Annotated in this window: 17 protein-coding genes and 2 tRNA genes; 10 read left to right on the top strand and 9 right to left on the bottom strand. The window is 72.5% G+C overall.

The window, feature by feature from the left end; translation table 11 throughout:
• Window positions 1-104 precede the first annotated feature (104 nt).
• Window positions 105-800, top strand: a complete 696-nt coding sequence (locus tag AB0C35_RS17895; protein WP_358456721.1) for a hypothetical protein — start codon at window positions 105-107, stop codon at window positions 798-800.
• Between the two features lie 28 nt (window positions 801-828).
• On the opposite strand, the gene AB0C35_RS17890 is transcribed toward AB0C35_RS17895, so the two are convergent.
• Window positions 829-2,160, bottom strand: coding sequence for a PLP-dependent aminotransferase family protein (locus AB0C35_RS17890; RefSeq protein WP_358456719.1), 1,332 nt, complete (start codon window positions 2,158-2,160; stop codon window positions 829-831).
• Between the two features lie 117 nt (window positions 2,161-2,277).
• Between AB0C35_RS17890 and AB0C35_RS17885 the strand changes: the two genes are divergently transcribed.
• The 7 genes from AB0C35_RS17885 to AB0C35_RS17855 all read left to right on the top strand — a co-directional run bounded on the left by AB0C35_RS17885 (window position 2,278) and on the right by AB0C35_RS17855 (window position 9,109).
• Window positions 2,278-2,928: a pyridoxamine 5'-phosphate oxidase family protein gene (locus AB0C35_RS17885; RefSeq protein ID WP_358456716.1), complete on the top strand. Its 651-nt coding sequence runs from the start codon at window positions 2,278-2,280 to the stop codon at window positions 2,926-2,928.
• Window positions 2,929-2,980: 52 nt separating this feature from the next.
• The gene (gene orn, locus AB0C35_RS17880) at window positions 2,981-3,577 is read left to right on the top strand and encodes an oligoribonuclease (RefSeq protein WP_358456713.1); all 597 of its coding nucleotides are present in this window, start codon (window positions 2,981-2,983) and stop codon (window positions 3,575-3,577) included.
• Window positions 3,578-3,651: 74 nt separating this feature from the next.
• Window positions 3,652-3,727 (top strand) — tRNA-His (locus AB0C35_RS17875).
• 243 nt (window positions 3,728-3,970) lie between these two features.
• On the top strand, window positions 3,971-4,540 hold the full coding sequence (locus tag AB0C35_RS17870; RefSeq protein WP_358456710.1) for a response regulator transcription factor: 570 nt from the start codon (window positions 3,971-3,973) through the stop codon (window positions 4,538-4,540).
• An 80-nt stretch (window positions 4,541-4,620) separates the two neighbouring features.
• A tRNA-Lys gene (locus AB0C35_RS17865) sits at window positions 4,621-4,693 on the top strand.
• 191 nt (window positions 4,694-4,884) lie between these two features.
• Complete coding sequence (locus AB0C35_RS17860) at window positions 4,885-6,936, top strand: serine/threonine-protein kinase (RefSeq protein WP_358456707.1); 2,052 nt, start codon at window positions 4,885-4,887, stop codon at window positions 6,934-6,936.
• Window positions 6,937-6,958: 22 nt separating this feature from the next.
• Window positions 6,959-9,109: a PQQ-binding-like beta-propeller repeat protein gene (locus AB0C35_RS17855; protein ID WP_358456705.1), complete on the top strand. Its 2,151-nt coding sequence runs from the start codon at window positions 6,959-6,961 to the stop codon at window positions 9,107-9,109.
• 76 nt (window positions 9,110-9,185) lie between these two features.
• On the opposite strand, the gene AB0C35_RS17850 is transcribed toward AB0C35_RS17855, so the two are convergent.
• From AB0C35_RS17850 to AB0C35_RS17840, 3 genes are all read right to left on the bottom strand, one after another.
• Entirely contained in the window at window positions 9,186-11,330 is a 2,145-nt protein-coding gene (locus AB0C35_RS17850) for a serine/threonine-protein kinase (RefSeq protein WP_358456702.1), read from the bottom strand.
• Window positions 11,331-11,343: 13 nt separating this feature from the next.
• Window positions 11,344-13,407, bottom strand: coding sequence for a serine/threonine-protein kinase (locus tag AB0C35_RS17845; protein WP_358456699.1), 2,064 nt, complete (start codon window positions 13,405-13,407; stop codon window positions 11,344-11,346).
• Window positions 13,408-13,513: 106 nt separating this feature from the next.
• Window positions 13,514-14,116, bottom strand: a complete 603-nt coding sequence (locus AB0C35_RS17840) for a TetR/AcrR family transcriptional regulator (RefSeq protein WP_358456696.1) — start codon at window positions 14,114-14,116, stop codon at window positions 13,514-13,516.
• A 61-nt stretch (window positions 14,117-14,177) separates the two neighbouring features.
• Here AB0C35_RS17840 and AB0C35_RS17835 point away from each other — a divergent pair, with 61 nt between their 5' ends.
• Both AB0C35_RS17835 and AB0C35_RS17830 read left to right on the top strand, forming a co-directional pair.
• On the top strand, window positions 14,178-15,029 hold the full coding sequence (locus AB0C35_RS17835; RefSeq protein WP_358456693.1) for an alpha/beta hydrolase: 852 nt from the start codon (window positions 14,178-14,180) through the stop codon (window positions 15,027-15,029).
• A gap of 74 nt (window positions 15,030-15,103) precedes the next feature.
• Entirely contained in the window at window positions 15,104-15,715 is a 612-nt protein-coding gene (locus AB0C35_RS17830) for a dihydrofolate reductase family protein (RefSeq protein WP_358456690.1), read from the top strand.
• Window positions 15,716-15,800: 85 nt separating this feature from the next.
• Here the strand turns inward: AB0C35_RS17830 and AB0C35_RS17825 are convergent, their stop codons facing one another.
• The 5 genes from AB0C35_RS17825 to AB0C35_RS17805 all read right to left on the bottom strand — a co-directional run bounded on the left by AB0C35_RS17825 (window position 15,801) and on the right by AB0C35_RS17805 (window position 20,811).
• Window positions 15,801-16,646: an ABC transporter ATP-binding protein gene (locus tag AB0C35_RS17825; RefSeq protein WP_358456687.1), complete on the bottom strand. Its 846-nt coding sequence runs from the start codon at window positions 16,644-16,646 to the stop codon at window positions 15,801-15,803.
• Window positions 16,643-17,707: an iron chelate uptake ABC transporter family permease subunit gene (locus tag AB0C35_RS17820; RefSeq protein ID WP_358456685.1), complete on the bottom strand. Its 1,065-nt coding sequence runs from the start codon at window positions 17,705-17,707 to the stop codon at window positions 16,643-16,645. Before AB0C35_RS17820 ends, AB0C35_RS17825 begins: the two co-directional genes overlap by 4 nt.
• Window positions 17,704-18,765: an iron ABC transporter permease gene (locus tag AB0C35_RS17815; protein WP_358456682.1), complete on the bottom strand. Its 1,062-nt coding sequence runs from the start codon at window positions 18,763-18,765 to the stop codon at window positions 17,704-17,706. The genes AB0C35_RS17820 and AB0C35_RS17815 overlap by 4 nt, the downstream gene beginning before the upstream one ends.
• A complete protein-coding gene (locus tag AB0C35_RS17810; protein WP_358456679.1) occupies window positions 18,762-19,793 on the bottom strand; it encodes an iron-siderophore ABC transporter substrate-binding protein in 1,032 nt (343 codons plus the stop codon). Before AB0C35_RS17810 ends, AB0C35_RS17815 begins: the two co-directional genes overlap by 4 nt.
• A 202-nt stretch (window positions 19,794-19,995) precedes the next feature.
• On the bottom strand, window positions 19,996-20,811 hold the full coding sequence (locus AB0C35_RS17805) for an AraC family transcriptional regulator (protein ID WP_358456676.1): 816 nt from the start codon (window positions 20,809-20,811) through the stop codon (window positions 19,996-19,998).
• Between the last annotated feature and the right edge of the window lie 67 nt (window positions 20,812-20,878).

Genomic DNA, 20,878 nt, shown 5'->3' with positions numbered 1-20,878 from the left:
GGGTCCTGCTGGGCTATGAGAGTAGGACTAGACCATTCGGGACTAGACCGCCCGATTGGGGGGGACACACCGTGGCAGACGCATGGCTGCCGGGAGCCGGCCGCATGCCGGCGCGACAGGACGGCGGAGCTCTGCGAGGAGGTGCTCCCCGGGTCGTCTGGTGCGCCGGCGAGCACGATCCCCGCACCGTCTCCGCCCGCTCGGTGGCCGCCGACCTCATCAAGGAGGACCGGCCGCCGCACCTGGTCTGGCATCCCGGCACCGGCGAGATCGTCCAGCTCCTGCCGGTCACCCGCGCCGCCCGCCTCCTCGGCGGGCGCGTCGGCCATGAGGGACGCGTCTGCGTGCAGATCATGGTGATCGGGCAGTCCAGGACGCCGTTCACCGGCACGCCGCTCAGCGGCATCGACGCGATCGTCCAGTGGCTGGACTCGTGGGGGATCCCGCGCCGCTGGCCCACCGGGCCGCCGCTGCCGTCGCCGCAGTCGTACCACGCCAGCCGCGGCCGCAAGGACTGGGCGCGCGGCGGACATTACGGGGCGTCGCAGGTACCGCTCGTCGACCGTCCCGACCCGGGCGCCATCGACGTCCGCCGCATCACCGGGCCCGACACCCCCGTCGCCCCCATCCCGAGGCCGCGCGCGCCCCTGCCCGACACCACGACCGCGCCCCGGCTCCTCCCCCGGCCCCCGCGCACGCCCGACCCCGTCCGCCCGCCGCAGAACGAGCCGCCACCGAAACGTCCACTCCAACCCGCCCCGGAACCCGTACCGGTCGCGCAGTCCGCCATGTCCAACTGACCGCCCTCCGAGCGCAGCCCCCTTCCCGTCACCCCGCCCGCGTCTCCACCAGCTCGTGGACGATCTCGCAGCCCTTGCGGAGTTCCGCGAGGTTCGCCGCCGAGCCATAACCGATCACCAGCCCGGACGCCCGCCGCGCGCCCGCGTGGCAGTGATCGAGCGTCTCCACCAGAACGCCCCGGCCCGCCGCCTCGCCGACGACCCGCCGCGCGCCCGGCGCCGGGACGTCCACCACCAGGTGCAGGCCGGCGGTGTCGCCGCGCAGGGGCAGCCCGTCCAGCGCCCGGACGACCACGTCCCGCCGCCGCGCGTACTCCCCCCGCATCCGGCGGACGTGCCGGTCCAGGTCGCCGCGTTCCAGGAGGAGCCGCAGCGCGTCCTGCGGCACGACGGCCGTGCGGTCGTTCAGCTCCTCGCGGCGCAGCGCGATCCGCCCCACCAGGTCGGGACGGCCCACGAGCCAGCCGACCCCCATGTCCGCCGTGAGGATCTTGGCGGTCGTGCCCAGGTAGACCACCACGTCGGGGTCCAGCCCGTAGAGCGCGGGCAGGGGTGCGACGTCGTACCTGAACTCGCCGTCGTAGTCGTCCTCCGCCACGAGCGCCCCGTTGCGCCGCGCCCACGCCAGCAGGGCCTGACGGCGCGGGACGGGCAGCACGCCGCCCATCGGGAACTGATGCGACGGCGTCGTGTAGACGAGGCGCAGATCGTCCGGGAGGCCCTCGACGACGAGGCCGTGCTCATCGACCGGGCAGGGCACCAGCTCGGCGCCACGCCCCGCCAGCACCGCGCGTGCCCGCCGGTAGCCGGGCTCCTCCACTCCGACGCGGTCGCCCGGACGCAGCACGGTCGCCGCCAGCAGATCGAGCCCGTTCGTCGCGCCCCGCGTGACCAGGAGCCCGTCCACAGGACACCCCACGCCGCGGCTGCGCCTGATGTAGTCGGCCAGGGCGACGCGCAGTTCCGGCAGACCGTGCGGGTCCTGGCGCTGCTGAGGCGGCATCCCGGACGCGAGACGCCACGCACGCCGCCACGCGGGAGTGTCCAGTGCCCCGATCCAGGCGAGACCGGGCCGCAGATCGATCTCGTGGGGGGCCGCCGTCCTCCGCACCGTCTGCGTCTTGACCCGCTGGGGTTTCGGCACGGGCGGCGTGGCGACGCCGTCGGTCACGTACGTCCCCGACCCATGGCGGCCTTCCAGCCAGCCCTCCGCGTACAACTGCTCGTACGCCTCGGTCACGACCGTGCGGCTCACACCCAGCAGCCCCGCCAGCGCCCTGCTCGCGGGAAGCCGCTCACCGGCCGCCAGCCGCCCCTCCCCCATCGCCGCGCGCAACTGGCCGACGAGCTGGGCGCTCATGGGCTCCCCGGCATCCCGGTCGACGCTGAGAGGCAGGTCTATCGACAAAGTGGTCTCCGGCTATATGCATCGATTGGCCCTACCGACCAGGCCACTGCCTCCCTAGCGTAAACGGCCATGACCCCACTCTCATCGACCGCCCGCACCCGGCTCGGCAGATATCCCGAACGCTCCACCGGCGACCGCTCCGTCCTCTACGAAATCCTCGACGACGGCATGATCTGCCACCTCGGCCTCGTCATGAACGGCTCACCGCGCGTCCTCCCCACCGGCTACGGGCGCCTGGACGACACCCTCTACCTGCACGGCTCCACGGGAGCGAGCAGCCTCATGGCGGGACCGTCCCAGGACATCTGCGTCACCGTCACCCACCTGGACGGCATCGTCATCGCCCGGTCCCTGTACCACCACTCCATCAACTACCGCAGCGCCGTCATCTTCGGGACGCCCCGCCTCGTCACCGACGCCGACGAAAAGCTGACCGGCCTCCGCGTCATCACCGAGCAGCTGGCCCCCGGCCAATGGGACGCGGCACGCCGCCCCACCCGCAAGGAACTCGCAGCCGTCTCCGTACTCGCGCTCCCCCTGGACGAGGCGTCCGTCAAAATCCGCCAGGGCCCGCCAGGCGACGACGACGAGGACCACGCCCTCGACATCTGGGCGGGCGTCCTCCCCGTCCACCAGGCGTTCGGCACGCCCTCCCCCGACCCCGCCCTACGCCCAGGAATCCCCATACCCGCCCATATCACCCACCGCGTGACCTCCTAAATCGATCCGGCTCAGTGCCCCGCGCAGTCGCCCGTGGCCGTAGGGTGAATCCATGAACGAGCGGCTGGTCTGGATTGACTGCGAGATGACTGGACTCGACCTGCGCAACGACGCGCTGATCGAGATAGCCGCCCTGGTCACCGACAGCGAACTCAACATCCTCGACGACGGCGTCGACGTGATCATCAAGCCTCCCCCGGAGTCGATCACGCAGATGACCCAGGTCGTCCGGGACATGCACACCACGTCCGGCCTCCTCGAAGCCCTTCCCGGCGGCATCACCCTCGCCGAGGCCGAGGACGTCGTCCTCAAATACATCAAGGGCCACGTCAAAGAGGCCAAGAAGGCCCCCCTGTGCGGCAACTCCATCGCCACCGACCGCTCGTTCCTCGCCCGCGACATGCCGACCCTCGACGGCCACCTCCACTACCGCATGGTGGACGTCTCCTCCATCAAGGAACTGGCTCGCCGCTGGTACCCGCGGGTCTACTTCGCCAGCCCGGAGAAGAAGGGCGGCCACCGGGCCCTCGCCGACATCACCGAGAGCATCCAGGAACTGCGCTACTACCGCGCGGCCGTCTTCGTCCCCCAGCCCGGCCCCGACTCCGAGACCGCCCGCGCCGTCGCCGCCAAGGTCGCCTCCGGCTGACCCGGCACACCTCCGGCTGACCCACGCTTCCGGAGCCGCTACACTACTGGGAGCCGGGAGCGATCCCGGCCACGGTGGGTGTAGCTCAGTTGGCAGAGCACTTGGTTGTGGTCCAAGATGTCGGGGGTTCAAGTCCCCTCACTCACCCCAAGCCAGAAACAGAAAAAGCCCTGGTCATCGCGAAGATGCTCAGGGCTTCTCTGCGTCCTGCGTCAGGCTCCCTCCCGGATGCCCGATTCTGGGAGCCCTCCGCAAGTGATCTTGCTCGGACCACACACTCCGGCGAGAGACCGGGGCCGAGCAGGAGCTTGACCGGCGCGGTCCATCGACTCCCGAAGAGCGGCCCGTTATGCTCCGACCCTATAAATGTCAACAACCCCCCAAGGGCGACGGATGAGTGTCGACGAGACGGCCCCCCTGCGCGTACTCGTGGTGGACGGCGACCCGCAGGTCCGAGCGGACGTGACCTCCCTGCTCGACGCCAGCGACGAACTCCAGGTCGTCGCCGAGACCCCCGATCCCGCCGCGGCGCTGTCCCTGGCCGAGCGTCTGCGCCCCGACATCGTCCTGCTGGACGCGGCCTCCGCCGGCCACGCCACCCCCCTGAGCCACAGCGCCCGCGTCTTCGTCCTCGCCGCCGCCGGCCACCCCGCCGTGGAGGACGCCCTCCACGCGGGCGCCTGCGGCCATCTCGTCCCCGGCTCCTTCACCGTCCCCGACCTCATCCGCGGCGTCCGCCACGCCTCCCGCACCTCCCTCGGCCTGTCCGCACGCGAGTCCGAGGTCATGGACCTCATCGCCACCGGCCGCTCCAACGGCGAGATCGCCCGCCAGCTCTTCCTCAGCGAGAAGACCGTCAAGAACCACGTCAACCGCATCTACTCCAAGCTCGGCGTCAGCTCCCGTGCCACCGCAATCGCCCTCTGGCGAGGCATGATGAGCGTCCTCCCCGTCCGGGACTAAACCGGTTCGCACTGGTCCACCGCTCCTGATACTGTTCTTCCTGTCGCCAGGGACCCCCGGCCAGGGCCGGTCCCCGACATGCGCCGTTAGCTCAATTGGCAGAGCAGCGGACTCTTAATCCGCGGGTTCGGGGTTCAAGTCCCTGACGGCGCACCCCGTCTTAGCAGCGACGACTTCCCGTGTGAAGCCGTCGCTGTTCGCATTCGAGTCCGAGCCGAGACCCGCCCTTGGCCATGGACGCCCGGGCATATCGGGCTCGCATCTCCGGTTCCGTCGCGAACAAACCGATGTCTTTTCGGGGAAAAGGGTCGATCTCGGGGGCGCTGGTGTGCGTCATTGATGCCATGGAACGGCTGACCCGGGAAGATCCGGTGCGCATCGGAAACCATGTGCTGGTCGCCCGGCTGGGGGCCGGCGGCATGGGGCAGGTCTATCTCGGTCGCACACCGGCCGGGACGCCGATTGCCATCAAGGTGATCCACGAGCATCTGGCGCGGGACCCGCGGTTCCGGGCGCGGTTCCGGCGGGAGGTCGCCAACGCCCGGCTGGTGAGCGGCGCGTTCACCGCGCCCGTGCTGGAGGCCGATCCCGAGGCGTCGACGCCGTGGCTGGCCACGGCCTATCTGCCGGGCCTGTCGCTGCAGGAGGCGGTCCAGACGCACGGGCCGTTCCCGGTGGAGGCGACGCTGGCGCTGGCGGCCGGGCTCGCGGAGGGACTCGACTCCATCCACCGGGCCGGTGTGGTGCACCGCGACCTCAAACCGTCCAACGTGCTGCTCAGCGGCGAGGGCCCGCGGATCATCGACTTCGGCATCGCCAGGGCGGCCGACGATCACGCGCTGACCCGTCCCGGCGGGGTCCTGGGCACGCCCGGCTACATGTCGCCCGAGCAGGCCGCCGGCCAGGAGGTCGGCCCGGCGGGCGATGTCTTCGCGCTGGGCGCGGTACTGGGGTTCACCGCCGTCGGACGCAGGGTGTTCGGCGACGGCCCGCTCCCGGTCATGATCCATCGGGTGCTGCACGAGGACCCGGACCTGGACGCGATACCCGATGCGCTCCTTCGCGGCCTCGTCGCCGACTGCCTGGTCCGCAATCCCGCGCTGCGTCCCACGTCGGCGATGCTGCTGGACCGGCTGAGCTGGGCCGGCACGGCGCCGACGGGGGTCGGATGGCTGCCCGCGCCGCTGGCCGAGGCGGTACGGGCCAGGCAGGCGCAGCCGCCACCGGCCACCATGGTGCTGCCACGGCGGGTCCGCCGGAGACGGCTGCTGATCGTCGGCGGGCTCGCGGCGGTGGGGGCGGCGAGCGCCGGGCTTGGCGAGTTGAACGCGTGGCAGCGATCCCGGACCGAGACGCCGACGCGGCCGCCGGAGACGCCCGCCGCGGCGGCGGCCAGTCCGGCGGGAGACGGTCCGTCGACGGGACGGGTGCGGTGGCGGCTGCGGAACGCGCGTACCGCGGCCGCTCCCGTCACCGATGCGCGGACGGCCTACGTGGTGGGCTTGGCCGGCGACCTGCTGACGGGCGGCGAAGGGGCGCTCCTGGCCGTCGACGTCCGGTCCGGGAAGCAGCGCTGGAAGCGGGACATCAAGCGGTCCTACAGACGGGTGGCGCTCGACGGAGAAACGGTCGTGGCGGTTGAGAAGGGCGCTCTTGGCGATACGGCGAGTTGGAAGCTCACCGCCTTCGGTGCCGCGGATGGGAAGAGACGGTGGTCGGTACCGCTGGGCGGTCCGATGGACCAGCCGCTCGCGGCGGATGGGCTGGTGTTCGCGGCGGAGGGCGCGCTGATCGCGTTCGATCTCCGTACCGGAACCGAGCGGTGGCGGCGTTCGCTCGGCTGGACCGCGAGCGGCCCGGTGCTGACCGCCGGTGGTGGGGCGCTCTGCGTCCTGACCAAGGAGGAACTCCGGGTTTTCCAAACGGCGTCGGGCGCGACCGTGTGGAGCCATCGTGGCGAAGGCATGGCGGCGGCCCTACTGGATGCGGGCACCGTCTACGTCACCGACGCGGATGACCGGCTTCACGCCGTGCGGCAGGGCAAGGTCGGCTGGAGCGTCCCCGCCGGGAAGGTCGTCAGGCCGCCCGTGGTGTACGGCGATACCGTCGTCGTCCAGGACATGGCCGGCTTCGTGCGGGCGTTCGACCGAGCTACGGGTAAGCAGCGGTTCGCCGTGCCCGTCCAGGCCGGCGGCTCCGATACGGCGACGGCGCCACTGGCCCGCATCGGCGGCACGCTCTACGCGCCCGGCGGCGACACCGTACACGCCGTCGACCTGGATCGCGGACGCCTGAAGTGGCGCGTCCGCCTCAACGCCGAGATCGACGGGCTCGCCGCGGCGGACGGAGCCGTCATCTGCTCGACCGGTGACCTGGTCGCCGTCACCGGCCCCTGACCCACCCCCGGGGAGAGAACCGATGGAGCCCCTGCGACCCAGCGATCCGAGACAGCTCGCCCAGTTCAAGGTGCTCGCCAGGCTCGGCCAGGGCGGCATGGGCGAGGTCTTTCTCGGCACGTCCCCCGGCGGACGGCCGGTGGCCATCAAACTGATCCACCGCGAGCTCGCCGACGACCCCGGATTCCGCGCACGGTTCCGCCGGGAGGCCGAGATCGCGCAAACGGTCAGCGGCGTCTTCACCGCCCCGGTGCTGCGCGCCGACCCCGAAGCGGAACGGCCCTGGCTGGCCACGTCCTACTTACCCGGCCTGTCCCTGGAGGAGGCGGTCCTGTCGTACGGTCCCCTGCCGCCGGCCAGCGTCCGGGCGCTGGCGGTGGGGCTGGCGGAGGCGGTCCGGTCGATCCACCGGGCGGGTGTCGTCCATCGCGATCTCAAGCCGGCCAACGTGCTGCTCGGCCGGGAAGGTCCGCGAGTGATCGACTTCGGCATCGCGCGGGCGGCCGACTCCGCCGCCATCACGCAGAGCGGCGAGGTGATCGGCTCGCCGGGCTACATGGCGCCCGAGCACATCGTGCACGGCACGGCGGAGCCCGCCTCCGACGTGTTCTCCCTCGGAGCGGTCCTGGTCTTCGCCGTCACCGGGACCGGCCCGTTCGGCGACGGCCCCGTCCACCGGATCCTGCACAGCACCGTGCACGAGCCGCCGCGGCTGGAGGCGGTGGCCGACCCCGTGCTCCGCGACATCGCCGCCGCCTGCCTGGCCAAGGATCCCGCTGAACGGCCCGGCCCCGAACAGGTGACCGCGCGGCTGGCCGACGCCGCGACCATGGAGCTGCACGGCACCCAGTGGCTGCCGAACCAGGTGGTCACCGGGATCGGCCACCGGAGCACGGAACCGGTACCGCCGCCGCTGCCCGTCCGCCGCCGACGGCGGATACCGCGCCGTGTGCTGATCGCCGGCGGGGCGGTCACCGGAGTGGCCGCGTTCCTCGCGATCGACGACATGCGCACCCGGCGCGGCGGCCCACCGGGAACGGTGCGCTGGATGGTTCGCCTACCGGGTGAGGGATTGCTGAAAAAGCATCGCCTGGTGTTCGTCAACGGAATGCTGCTCGTCGTCGGCAGAACCACGTTCGCCGCCGTGGACCCGCGCGTCGGCCGGGTCGCGTGGAGCGTCCCGGACGTGCACACCGACACCATGGAGGGTTTGACGTGGTCGGCGGACCGGTTGTTCCTGCACCTCAAGGACGGCCGGCTCGCCGCGTACGACATCGCCACCGGCCGGGAGGCGTGGTCGCAGCGGCCCGGTCTCTTCGTCACCGGCCCGCCGCCGGCGGCGACGGGCGGCGTGGTGTGCGTCCCTGTCGACCGCGAGCACACGCTGATGGCCTTCGACGCCCGCACCGGCCGGCCACGGTGGAGCCGCGGCCGGCGGCCGGCGACCGCCTACGGGCCGGTCGCCTTCGGACGGACGGTGTGTCATCTGGACGCCAATGACCTGCTGGTGGGCATCGACGCCGCGACCGGCCGCCGCCGGTGGTCCGCCGAACTCCCGCAGCGCTCGGCCCTGCCCCTCCAGAAGGCCGGGGACCTGGTCTTGGCGATCACCGGCGCGCTCCAGGCGCAGTCGCTCACGGTGCTCGCCTTCACCGCCTCGGACGGCAGGCTGCGCTGGCAGGCGGAACTCGCCGGTTCGGCCGCCAGTGGCGGCACGCTGACACTGGCCGACGACAAGACGATCTTCATGGTGTGGTCGGAGGGGGTGCTGCACGCGTTCGACCGCCGCTCCGGGCGACTCCGCTGGACGTACCCTCTCGGCAAGGTGAAGAACTCCGTCGACCCGCCGCGCATGATCGTTACCCCTGGCCGGCTCTTCGTGAACACGCACAACGGCCTGCTCGTCGTCGTGGACTCCTCCAGCGGCCGCGGCCTGTGGCAGCAGCGGCTGCACCCCGACAGCGACAGCGGACCGGTGCTCGCGGACGGCCTGGTGCACATCGGCGACCGGGGCCTGTCCTCGTTCGACCCGGCGACCGGCCGGCTGGTGAGGAATATCCTCATCGACCACCGGTCCCGCCTGATACAAGCCCGGGACCTGTGCGCCTCGGGCGGCACCCTCTACCACGTCAACATGGACGGCGAACTCATGGCCACCCCCGCACGCTCCTAGCCGAACCCCACGACCAGGGCCGGCGCCACGCGCCGGGCGGCGTCACTTGGCGGGCGGCGTCACTTGGCGGGCGGCGTCACTTGGCGGGGTGGATTGCCTGGATTACGGCGCTGTCTACTACGCAGTACACCGTGCCCTTCGCTGCGGTGTAGAACTGCGTTGAGCCCACCACGCGTTGGACTTCCTCGAAGTCGAATCGGTGGCGTGTGCGGCCCGTTGTCAGGTCGAAGGCGGTCAGGCCGCCGACGGCGCCGTAGTACACCAGGGAACCGGAGATCAGCGGCCGTTCGCCGAGGCCCTTGTCGACCTTGCGTTCCCAGCGGGGCCTGCCGGTGGCGGCGTCGAGGGCGACGAGACGTCCCTCGTCGTCGGTGACCACCGCGAGACCGCCGCCCATGGCGGGGATCATGAAGTCGCGCGACCCGGCTCTGCCCGGCGCGGTCCCGGCGGACTGCTTCCACAGCAGGCGTCCGGTCACCGGGTCGACGGCGTACAGCGTCCCGCTCAGGCCGCCGACGAAGACGGTGCCGCCGGCTACGCCCGTCGGCAGTCCCACCGCGCCCTGGATCACCGTGTCGTCGCCCAAGGGGGTGCGCCACCGCTGCCGGCCGGTGGCCGCGTCGAGGCCGCGGAGGGAGCCGTCCTGGGCGAGGACCACCACCACGTCACCCGCCACCATGGGCGTCGTCCTGGAGCGCGCACCCGTCCCCGTCCGCCAGCGGGCGTTGCCGGTGGTGACGTCGATCCCGTAGACGAACCCGTCGTTCGACGTGAAGTAGCAGGTGGCTCCCGACATCACGGCGCCGGTTTCGAGCAAGTCGTCCACCTGGTACTGCCAGCGCGGCCTGCCGGTCGCGGCGTCGTACCCGTACACGCCGTAGTCCCCGGTGCCGCCGCTGCCGGCGAGGCAGACGACGCCGGAGCCGGCGACCGGGGCGGGCGCGAGCCCGAACGTCTTCAGTTGCTCCGTCCACACGGTCTTGCCCGTCGCCATGTCGAACGCGGTCAGCAGGTCCCCGCCCGAGGAGTCGTAGACGAAGCCTCTCCCGTCGAGCAGAGCCGGTGCGGAGCCGCGGGCGGTTGTGAAGTCTCCGCGCCACTTCTGCTTCCCGGTCCGGGCGTCGATGGCGAAGGTCTGCCCGGACCGCCCGGCGGAGCCGAACGCGTACACCGCGCCGCCGGCGGCGACCAGCCGCGTCCTGATGGACATGCCTTCGGGGAGTTCGAACGTCCAGCGGAGCGGAGAGTCGTCGCGGAGCAGGAAGAGGACGCCGGTGCCGCCCGCGGCGAGGGCGGCGACCGCGCCGCCCGCGGCCAAGGCCAGGAAGCGGCGGCGGACGGGGCCGCGGGGGACGGTGGCCTGGCCCCGCCGGGCGACGTCGTGCGCGACGTGCGGAGGGAGCCATTGCGTGCCCTGCGGGTCGGCGGACAGCTGCGCCAGCAGCCAGTCGGCGCCGGGACGGCGGGCGGGGTCCTTCTCCATGCACGCCGCGATCAGCGCGCGCAGGCCGGGATCGGCGACGCCGTCCAGGTAGGGCGGCAGGTGGATGACGCGGTACACCATCTCGTGGACGGCGCCCTGCCCGAACGGGCCGATGCCGGTGGCGGCGTAGGTCAGGACGGCGCCGAAGGAGAAGACGTCCGACGGCGCCCCCGCCTCCTGGCCGGACGCCTGCTCAGGGGACATGTAGGCGGGGGTGCCGAGGGTCGCGCCGGTCCGGGTGAGCGCCGTGGCCTCGCTCGGGCGGGCGATGCCGAAGTCGATGACCCGCGGGCCCTCGGGCGAGAGCATCACGTTGGACGGTTTGAGGTCGCGGTGCACGATCCCGGCGCGGTGGACGGACCGCAGCGCCTCGGCGAGCCCGGCGCCGAGCGCGCGCACCGCGGGGACGGGCAGCGGTCCGTGCGTCGCGACGGCCTCCTGGAGGGACATGCCGCGCAGGAACGTCGTGGCCAGCCAGGGCGGGGATGCGTCGGGGTCGGCGTCCACCACCGCGGCGGTGTAGACGCCGCTGACCGCGCGGGCGGCGGTGATCTCGCGCCGGAACCGGGCCCGGAAGTCGCCGTCCTCCGCCATGGCCGGGTGAATGATCTTGATGGCGACCGTGCGGCCGGCGGGCGAGCGGCCGAGGAAGACCTGCCCCATGCCGCCCGCGCCCAGCCGCGCCACGACCCGGTAGGGCCCGACCTGCCGGGGGTCTCCCGGACGCGTCGCGGACATCGGCTCTCCCCTCTCAACCGGTCGCGGCGCCGGAACCGCCGCGCGCGTCGAGAGCGTACAGATAGCCGTCCTTGCATCCGGTGTAAACGATCCCGTTCGCGATGGCCGGGCCCGACTCGATGCCATCGTCGGTCTGGAACCGCCACACCTTGCGGCCCGTTCCGGCGTCGAGCGCGTACACGGAGCCGCCAGAGTAGACCCCGCTCGGGACGTACAGAGTGCCGCCGGCCAGAACCGGGTTCTCCTGGATCTGGCCTTCGAGCTGGGCCTGCCAGCGCATCGTGCCCGTGGCGGAGTCCAGGGCGGACACCTTCCCGCCGTAGTCGCAGACGTACACCGTGCGGTCCGTCATCACGGGCCGGGACGTGGCGGTCTCGCCGACGTCGAACGTCCAGCGCCGCTTGCCGGTGCGGGCGTCGACCGCGTGGATCCTCTCGCCCTGGAAGTCGGCGAAGCACACGAGGCCGTTCGCCGCCGCGGTGTCCTGGACGCCTGCGGGCGACGCGTACGTCCAGCGGGCCCGGCCGGTGGACGCGTCGTAGGCGGCCAGGCTCTTGTCGCGGGGGACGTAGACGGCCCCGCCGGCGACGGCGGGCGTCCGGCCGGCGCCGCTCCCCCGCCATCGAACCGAACCGCCGGACGCGTCGAGCGCGTGGACGGCGTCGCCGCCCGAGTAGACGAGACCGCCGGCGGCGATGGGGTCGGCCTGCGTTCTCCCGACCGTCCGCCGCCATCTGGCCCGGCCCGTGCGGGCGTCGACCGCGTGCAGGACGCCGTCCTGGGAGAGTGCGTAGACGAGGCCCGAGGCGGCGGCGAGGCCGGTGACGATCCGCTGCGAGGTCCGGTACGTCCACCGGGGCTTGCCGGTTCCGGCGTCGAACGCCAGCAGGTTCCCCTTCTCGCTGCCGGCGAAGACGGTCCCGCCCGCGATGACGGGGGTGGAGAGCAGGTATTCGTCGCCTGAGAAGCGCTTCCACAGGACTTTGCCGTCCCGCATCGGCGGGGGCGCCGACGCGGAGGAGGCGACGGGCGACGCCTTCGGCGTCTGAGCCTCCGGTCCCGCGGACGGCTCACGCAACACCCGTACCAGCGCCGCGACTCCCCCGGTGCCGAGCGCGACGGCCGCAGCGGCCCCGCCCACCACCAGGAAGCGCCGCCGTCCCGGCGCGTGCTCCATCCGGAGCGTCGAACGCGGCGGGTCGGGAACGTCCGCGCCGGACTGGACGATGCGTGCGCCGACGGTGTCGGGCAGCCAGCCGACGCCGTGCAGGTCGGTGTGCTCCGGCACGCGGGGGGCGAGCCGCCGCAGCAGCTCATCGGGGTTCGGGCGCCGGTCCGGGTCCTGGTCCAGGCATGCCTCGACGACGGCCCGCAGCGCCGGGTCGGTGACGCCGCCGAGCCGCGGCCGCTCGTGCACGGCCCGGTAGATCAGCAGGTGGGGCGGCCCCTTCCCGTAGGGGCCGACGCCCGTCGCGGCGAAGACCAGGACCGCGCCGAGCGAGAACACGTCGGCGGCGGGCCCCGTCGGCCCGCCGCGGGCCTGCTCCGGGGCGATGAAGCCGGGAGATCCGGCGGCGGAGCCCGTCCGGGTGACGACGGCGGCGTCCGCGGCGTGGGCGATGCCGAAGTCGATGACCCGCGGGCCGTCGGCCCCCAGGATGACGTTGGACGGTTTGAGGTCGCGGTGCACGACCCCGGCGCGGTGGATCGACACGAGCGCCTCGGCGAGGCCCGCACCCAGCGCGAACACCGCGGGCACCGGCAGCGGCACGGCCTGGTCAAGCGGGACGCCCGGCAGGTACGCGGTGGCCAGCCACGGCGGATCGGCCTCGGGGTCGGCGTCGACGACGGGTGCGGTGAACGCGCCGCTGACGGCCCGCGCGGCGCCGACCTCGCGCCGGAACCGCGCCCGGAAGTCGGGGTCCTCGATCAGGTGCGGATGGACGAGCTTGACCGCCACCAGCATCCCGCCGGGCGAACGTCCCAGGAACACCTGTCCCATGCCCCCGGTGCCGAGCCTGCCCAGCAGCCGGTGGCCGCCGGCACGCCGGGGATCACCGGACCGCAGAGCCTCCATAGGCGCACCCCTCCCGTCCCACGCCCGCACATGGATCTCCATGATGCTCTGGTAGTGAGATGCCGATGGGCACATTCGGGTTGGTGCGCGTTGGCGGCTTCGACGCCTATCGCTTCAGTGCTTCGAAGAACGGCTCCACCACCGCGATCACGTCCCGCCGCGAGGCGGCCGGTTCCTCGGCCGCGCTGACCAGGAGGGCCGCCTCGTCCGCCACCGCGAGCAGGGCATGGGCGAGCGGCTTGACCGGCAGCTCGCGGATCGCGCCGTCGGCCATCCCCTGAGCGAGGACGCCCTCGATCATGCCGAGGACGTGTTTCTGGCAGATCTCGCGCCAGTGGCTCCAGCCCAGCACCGACGGCCCGTCGATCAGGAGGATGCGCTGCACCTCGGGCTGCTCGCAGGCGTCCAGCCAGGCGAGCAGGGACCGGTTCATGATCTCGACGAACTCGGCCCCGGGCGCCGCGAACGCCGCGGCCGCCACCCGCTGGGCGGTCTCGCCCTCCAGCTCGTCGAGGACGGCGGCGAAGAGACCGGTCTTGTCGGAGAAGTGGTGGTAGAGCGCGCCGCGGCTGACGTCGGCGGCGCGGACGATCGTGTCGGTGCCGACGCCGGCGAAGCCGTGCTCGGCGAACAGCTTCCGGCCGGCGCGGATGAGCGCCGCCCGGGTGGTGGCGGAACGTTCTGCTTGCGTGCGAGGAGAATTTTTCATACAGTCTGTCCGTAAGTACATACAAGTTGTATGTTACTTCACTTCAGGGAGATGGGCCGGGATGGAGACAATCGATCTAACATACGGCACGGTCGGCTACCGGGCCGCAGGCCCCGAGGACGCCGCGTCACCGCCGGTCGTCTTCGTCCACGGCTTCCTGGTCGACGGTTCCCTCTGGTCCGGCGTGGCGGACCGCCTGGCCGCCCGGGGAATCCGGTCCTACGCGCCCGACTGGCCGCTCGGCTCCCATCGCCTGCCGCTGCCCGACGCCGACCAGACGCCGCGAGGCGTCGCCCGCCAGATCCTGAGCTTCCTCGAGGCCCTCGATCTCACCGACGTCACGCTGGTCGGAAACGACACCGGCGGCGCGCTGTGCCAGTACGTCGTCGACACCGACGCCGGCCGCGTCGGCCGCCTGGTGCTCACGAACTGCGACGCCTTCGACACCTTCCCGCCGTTCCCCTTCAACGTGGTCTTCAACCTCCTCAAGGGCACCCGCCGCATGCGGTCCGTCCTTCAGCCGATGAGGTTGCGCGCGGTCCGGCACTCGCCGCTCGGGTTCGGGCTCCTCGCCCGGCGATTCGATCCCGCGCAGAGCCGCGCGTGGCTGGAGCCCGCGCTCACCGACGCGGCCGTGCGGTCCGACGCCGTCCGGTTCCTTCAGGCGGTCGATCCGAGCGAGTTGAACGACGTCTCGTCACGGCTCTCTCGCTTCGACGGCCCCGTCCGGCTGGTCTGGGGCACCCGCGACCGGTCGTTCACGCCGAGACTGGGCAGGCGCCTGGCGCGGGCGTTCGGCGGCGCCGAGTTCATCGAGGTCCCCGAAGCGCGTACCTTCGTTCCACTCGACGCGCCGCAGGCACTCGCCGACCAGATCGCCGCCATCGGCGACGCCGCTTCGGCCTCGGCCTGACCGCGCGACCGCGGCGAAGCCGGCGCCGATGAGTTTCCCGTGCCTCCCGGGTCCATCCTGGAAGCGAAGGGAGCATGATCATGGGCAAGGTGTACGCGACGGCGAGCATGTCCCTGGACGGCTACATCGCCGGCCCCGGTGAGAGCGGTTTCGACCGGCTGATGCGCTGGCACGACTCGGGGGACGTCGAGGTCCCCGTGCTCGGACGGACGTTCCGCATGAGCCAGGCCAGCGCGATCCACTGGCGGGAGATGGCCGGCGCGGCCGGGGCGGGTGTGATCGGCAGGCGGCTGTTCGACCTGACCGACGGCTGGGGCGGCAACTCGCCGACCGGCGAGCCCGTCTTCGTCGTCACCCACAGGTTCCCCGAGCACTGGAGGGACCGGGAGACCTCCGCCCCCTTCACCTTCGTCACCGAGGGCGGCGTGGCCGCCGCGATCGAGCAGGCCAAGGCCGCGGCGGACGGCAAGGACGTCAACGTGGCCGCGGGCACCATGGCCCGGCAGGCGCTCGAACTGGGCCTGCTCGACGAGGTGTGGGTCGACCTGTCGCCGGTGTTCCTCGGGGACGGCGTGCCGTTCATGAGCGGGCTGAAGAGCGACGACGCCCCGGTCGACCTTGAAGGGCCGGTCTCCGTCCTCCAGGGCAACGGCGTCACCCACCTGCGCTACCGCGTCGTGCGCTGATGGCGGCACGGGTCCCTTGGCGGCGGCCGTGACCGCGTCCGCGCGTTCCCGTGGGCGGTCTGGCAGTCAGCGGGACGGTTGGGAGTCAGCGGGACGTCGCCTCGGCGTGGTCCTGCTCCGGGACGGGGAGCGGGCGGGTGTGGTGGCGGCCGATGGGGAGCATCAGGGGGCGGCCGGAGACGGGGTCTTCGATGATGCGGCTGTCCAGGTCGAAGACGGTGCGGACGCATTCCTCGGTGAGGACCTCGGCCGGGGTTCCGCAGGCGTGCAGGCCGCCGTCGGCGAGGGCGATGAGGTGGTCGGCGTAGCGGGCGGCGAGGTTGAGGTCGTGCAGGACCATCACGATGGTGGTGCCGCGGGTCCGGTTCAGGTCCGTCAGCAGGTCGAGGACGTCGATCTGGTGGCTGGCGTCGAGGAACGTGGTGGGTTCGTCGAGGAGGAGCAGGTCGGTCTGCTGGGCCAGCGCCATGGCGATCCACACCCGCTGGCGCTGGCCGCCGGACAGTTCGTCGACGGGACGGTCGGTGAGGCCGGTCGTGCGCGTGGCCTCCAGGGCCGCCGCGACCGCGGCGTCGTCCCCGGCGTTCCATCGGGAGAAGATGCCCTGGTGGGGGTGGCGCCCGCGGCTGACGAGGTCGAGCACGGTGATTCCTTCGGGCGCCACCGGCGACTGGGGCAGCAACCCGAGCGTGCGGGCCAGTTCCTTGGCGGGCATGCGGTGCACCTGCCGGCCGTCCAGGACGACACGGCCCTCGCGGGGCGCGAGGAGCCGGGACAGGGAACGCAGGAGCGTCGACTTCCCGCAGGCGTTCGCGCCGACGATGACCGTGATCTCGCCGGGCGGCACGGTCAGGTCGAGGGACTCCACGACGACGCGGTCGCCGTAGCCGAGCGTGAGGTGCTCGGCCGTGAGGGAGTGGGACGTGGTCACAGTGAGCCTCCGGCCCGATGGGTGCGGACGATCAGGTAGACGAGGTAGGGCGCCCCGAGGACGCCGGTGACGACGCCGACCGGGTAGCGGGTGCCGAACGCGAACTGGCCGGCGAAGTCGGCGACGAGGACCAGCAGGGCGCCGACGAGCGCGGCGGGCACGAGCAGGGACCCGCCCGTGCCGACGAGACGGGCCGCGATGGGGCCGGACAGGAACGCCACGAACGCGATCGGCCCGGCCGCCGCCGTGGCGAAGGCGATCAGGCCGACGGCGGCGACGATCACCGCGATGCGGGTGCGCTCGACGCGGACCCCGAGGGCGGAGGCGGTGTCGTCGCCGAGCTGCAGCGCCGACAGGTCGCGCGCCAGGGTCAGCAGGACGGGGGCGAGGACGGCCACCGCGATGAGGGCGGGCAGCGCCTGCTCCCAGTTCGCGCCGTTGAGGCTGCCGGTCAGCCAGCGCATGGCCTCCTGGTGTTCCCACGCGGCGGCCCGGGACAGGACGTAGGAGATGACGCTGTGGAGCATCGCGGCGATCCCGATGCCGATCAGGATGAGCCGCGTGCCGACGACGCCGTCCCGGAAGGCGAGGGTGTACATCATCAGGGAGACCGCGAGGGCCGAGACGATCGCGAAGACGGACACCTGGGTCCCGCCGAGGGACAGCGTCACGATCGCGACGGCCGCGGCGGCGCTCGCGCCGGCGCTGATGCCGATGATGTCGGGGCTGGCCAGCGGGTTGCGGAGCATCGTCTGGAAGGTGACGCCGCCCAGCCCGAAAGCGCAGCCCGCGCTGACGGCGAGGACGGCCCGCGGCAGCCGGAGCCGCCCGACCGTGAAGGACGCCCCGGGCACCTGCTCGCCGAGGACGACGCGGACCACGTCGCCGGGCGGGTAGAACGTGTGCCCGGCCATCAGGGTGACGGCGAACCCGGCGACGACGAGGACCGCGAGCGTCGTGACGATGAGGCGGCGCCGGGCACCGCGCCGGCGGCGGCCGCGGGCGACCGCCTGGACCGCGGACGGCCTGACGGCTGCGGGAGCGGGGGCGGGGGCGGTCACAGCTCACGCACCTTCTGCCGGCGGACGATGTAGATGAAGAACGGGGCGCCGATCAGCGCCGTCACGATGCCCACCTCGATGTCCTGGGGGCGCGCCACGACGCGGCCGACGACGTCGGAGGCGGTGAGCAGCGCCCCGCCGGCCAGGGCGGAGGACGGCAGCAGCCAGCGGTGGTCCACGCCGATGATCAGGCGGCACGCGTGCGGGACGACGAGCCCGACGAAGGTGATGGGCCCGGCGACGGCCGTCGCCGCGCCGCACAGCACGACGGAGCCGAGGGCGGCCGTCCCGCGGATGACGGCGACGCGTTCGCCGAGCCCGGCCGCGAGTTCGTCGCCGAGGGCGAGCGAGTTCAGCGCCCGCGCGGACAACAGGCACAGGACGAAGCCGGCGGCGAGGAACGGCAGGACCTGCCCGATGCGCTCGTAGGACGCACCGCCGACCCCGCCGATCTGCCAGAGCCGGAAGCCCCCGGCGATGTCGTTGCGGGGCAGGACGACGGCGCTGACGAGGGAGGCGAAGGCCGCGGACGTGGCGGCGCCGGCGAGGGTGACCTTGAGGGGCGTGGGTCCGCCGCGTCCGAGGGACCCGACGGTGTAGACGAACAGGGCCGTGGCGGCGGCGCCCGCCATCGCGACCCAGATGTACCCGGTCGGCGAGGTGAGCCCGAAGTACGCGACGGCGGTGACGACGGCGAGCGACGCGCCCATGTTGATGCCGAGGATGCCCGGGTCGGCCAGCGGGTTGCGGGTCACGCCCTGCATGACGCCGCCGGCGAGGCCGAGCGCGGCGCCGACCAGCACCGCGAGCAGGGTGCGCGGTATGCGCTTGGTGACCGCCGCACGTTCGAGGGTGTCGTCGGCGCCGCCGAGCGCGGCCCAGACGTCGGACCAGGCGACGTCGCGCGAGCCGAGGACGACGGAGGCGACCATGACCGCGGCCAGGATCAGGGCCGTGACGAGCAGCCACAGGACGCGGACGCGCGCCGGACGCCGCACGAGGGCGGCGTCCGGCGCGCGGCCGGTGACGGCCGTCGGGTCGGTGTCGACCGACGTCACTTGACCTTGTCCGCGGCCTCGGCGAGCGCCTTGACGTAGTCCTCCAGCACCCACGAGATCGACAGCGGGGTCGGGTTCGCGGCGGTGCCCAGCGGCTTGGTCTCGGGCAGGAAGTACATCGAGCCGCGCTCGACGGCGGGGATCTTCGACAGCAGCGGGTCCTCACTGATCTTCTTGACCAGCTTCTCGTCGCCGTATCCGATGATGATGTCGACGTCGTCGAACACGTCGATCTGCTCCGCGCTCCTCGACAGGGAGAACTTGTCCGTGCCCTTGGACGCCTCGGCGATGCTGCCCGGCGTCGTCAGCCCGAGGTCCTCGAAGAACTTCGTTCGGGTGTCGTGCGTCGTGTAGAAGCCGACCTCGCTCACGTCGTTGGGGTCGACATGTCCCAGGAACATCGCCGACTTGCCCTTGAGCTGCGGGTACTTCGCGACGGACGTCGTGATGTCGTTCTCGATGTCCTTGATGAGCTTCTCGCCCTCGGCGGCGAGCCCGATGGCCTTGCCGTTCATCCGGATGATCTCGCGCCACGGGGTCGCCCACGCGGCGTCCGGGTAGGCGACGACGGGGGCGATCTCGGTGAGGGTGTCGTAGTCCTGCTGGGTCAGGCCCGAGTAGGCGGCCAGGATCACGTCCGGACGCGTGTCGGCGACGGCCTCGAAGTCGATGCCGTCGGTCTCGTCGAACAGGACGGGCGTCTTGGCCCCGAGTCCCTTCAGGCGCTCCGACACCCACGGCAGGACGCCGTCGCCGTCGCTGTCGCCGAAGTTCGCGGCGGCCATGCCGACCGGGACGACGCCGAGGGCCAGCGGCACTTCGTGGTTGGCCCAGTTGACCGTGGCGACCCGCTTCGGCTTGGCCTCGATGGTGGTCGTCCCCAGGGCGTGCTTGATCGTCATGGGGAAGGCGCTGGAGCCGCCGCTCGCGGCCGCCTCCTTGTTCTCCGACGAGTCGCCGCAGGCCACGATGCCGCCCAGCAGGATCGCCAGGACGGCGACGATGCGAAGGCTGTGTGGACGTTTCAATCCGTGCTCCATGTTCGGGGAATCCGCTGGGGTGCCGGCCCTCGCACGCCTGGATCGCGGGTGGGCGTCCGTGGAGCGGTGAACCGCGCAGCCGCAAGCCCAGAGGTAGTTAGGTAAGGCTTGCCTTGCCTCGCACCCTAAAAGAATGCCCGACTTGTCGCAATAAAGCGTTTGGGACATCCGTTATTGAGATCGGGACATGTCAACGGGCCCGGAACATCCCCGGGGTCAGCCCGGTCGTCCGCCGGAAGGCCGCGCCGAACGCACTGGCCGACCGGTAGCCGACCTCCTCGGCCACGACGTCGATCTCCCACCCCCGGCCGAGCAGCTCGACCGCGTGCTGGGCGCGCACCGCCGCGACCCACCGGGCGAAGCTCGTGCCCGTCTCCTCGTTGAACGCCCTGGTGATCGTGCGGGCGCTCACCCCCAGCCGGGACGCCCAGTGCGCCAGCGTCCGCTGATCGCCCGGATCGCTCCGGACCGCGTCGGCGATCGGGCGCAGCAGATCGGAGACGGGCATCTGCACGAGGAGTTCCCGCGAGGAGGGCGCGAGCACGTCGAGCACCATCGCCTCGGTCACCGCCCGCGAGCCGGCCGGCAGCCCGGTGTCGGCGAGCCGCTCCAGCAGCAGCCTGAGCAGCGGGGTGATCTCGACCCCGACGGGCGTCGGGGACATCGAGGCCATGGCGTCGAAGCCGAAGAAGCCGGCGCGGCACCAGGTGCCGGCGGCCGCCGAGCCGGAGTGCAGCGTGCCCGCCGGCATCCAGAGGCCGAGGGCGGGCGTGATCGTCCAGACCCGCGGTCCCACCACGGCCGTGGACGCGCCCCGCTCGTTCCAGAGCAGTTCGTGGAAGGGGTGGGAATGCTCGTTCCAGACGGTGTCGCGGGCGAAGACCTCGCTCCAGCTCAGGATCGCGTGCGGCATCTCGACCGGCCCCGCCGCGAGGGCGGGCAGCGTCCGGGTCTCCCGGTCCGCGGAGGCACGCCGGGCCGCGGGAGTGCCCGGGGTCACGGGCATTCGCGGGGTCACGGGCGTACGCGGTCGGGCGCGAACGGCATTTCCTCCCCCTTGTACTGCGGCGACG

This window comes from Spirillospora sp. NPDC048819, from assembly GCF_040650055.1.
In the GTDB taxonomy this organism is placed as follows: domain Bacteria; phylum Actinomycetota; class Actinomycetes; order Streptosporangiales; family Streptosporangiaceae; genus Spirillospora.
Note: the sequence above shows the minus strand (reverse complement) of the source record. Positions and strands in the feature narration are given on the sequence as shown.

Excerpts from the sequence above, each read along its gene's own strand:
- AB0C35_RS17890 (WP_358456719.1), bottom strand. The coding sequence starts at position 2,160 with ATGAGCGCCCAGCTCGTCGGCCAGTTGCGCGCGGCGATGGGGGAGGGG.
- AB0C35_RS17805 (WP_358456676.1), bottom strand. The coding sequence starts at position 20,811 with ATGCCCGTGACCCCGGGCACTCCCGCGGCCCGGCGTGCCTCCGCGGAC.
- orn (WP_358456713.1), top strand. The coding sequence starts at position 2,981 with ATGAACGAGCGGCTGGTCTGGATTGACTGCGAGATGACTGGACTCGAC.
- AB0C35_RS17840 (WP_358456696.1), bottom strand. The coding sequence starts at position 14,116 with ATGAAAAATTCTCCTCGCACGCAAGCAGAACGTTCCGCCACCACCCGG.
- AB0C35_RS17895 (WP_358456721.1), top strand. The coding sequence starts at position 105 with ATGCCGGCGCGACAGGACGGCGGAGCTCTGCGAGGAGGTGCTCCCCGG.
- AB0C35_RS17855 (WP_358456705.1), top strand. The coding sequence starts at position 6,959 with ATGGAGCCCCTGCGACCCAGCGATCCGAGACAGCTCGCCCAGTTCAAG.
- AB0C35_RS17830 (WP_358456690.1), top strand. The coding sequence starts at position 15,104 with ATGATCATGGGCAAGGTGTACGCGACGGCGAGCATGTCCCTGGACGGC.
- AB0C35_RS17885 (WP_358456716.1), top strand. The coding sequence starts at position 2,278 with ATGACCCCACTCTCATCGACCGCCCGCACCCGGCTCGGCAGATATCCC.
- AB0C35_RS17850 (WP_358456702.1), bottom strand. The coding sequence starts at position 11,330 with ATGTCCGCGACGCGTCCGGGAGACCCCCGGCAGGTCGGGCCCTACCGG.
- AB0C35_RS17860 (WP_358456707.1), top strand. The coding sequence starts at position 4,885 with ATGGAACGGCTGACCCGGGAAGATCCGGTGCGCATCGGAAACCATGTG.
- AB0C35_RS17870 (WP_358456710.1), top strand. The coding sequence starts at position 3,971 with ATGAGTGTCGACGAGACGGCCCCCCTGCGCGTACTCGTGGTGGACGGC.
- AB0C35_RS17835 (WP_358456693.1), top strand. The coding sequence starts at position 14,178 with ATGGAGACAATCGATCTAACATACGGCACGGTCGGCTACCGGGCCGCA.
- AB0C35_RS17845 (WP_358456699.1), bottom strand. The coding sequence starts at position 13,407 with ATGGAGGCTCTGCGGTCCGGTGATCCCCGGCGTGCCGGCGGCCACCGG.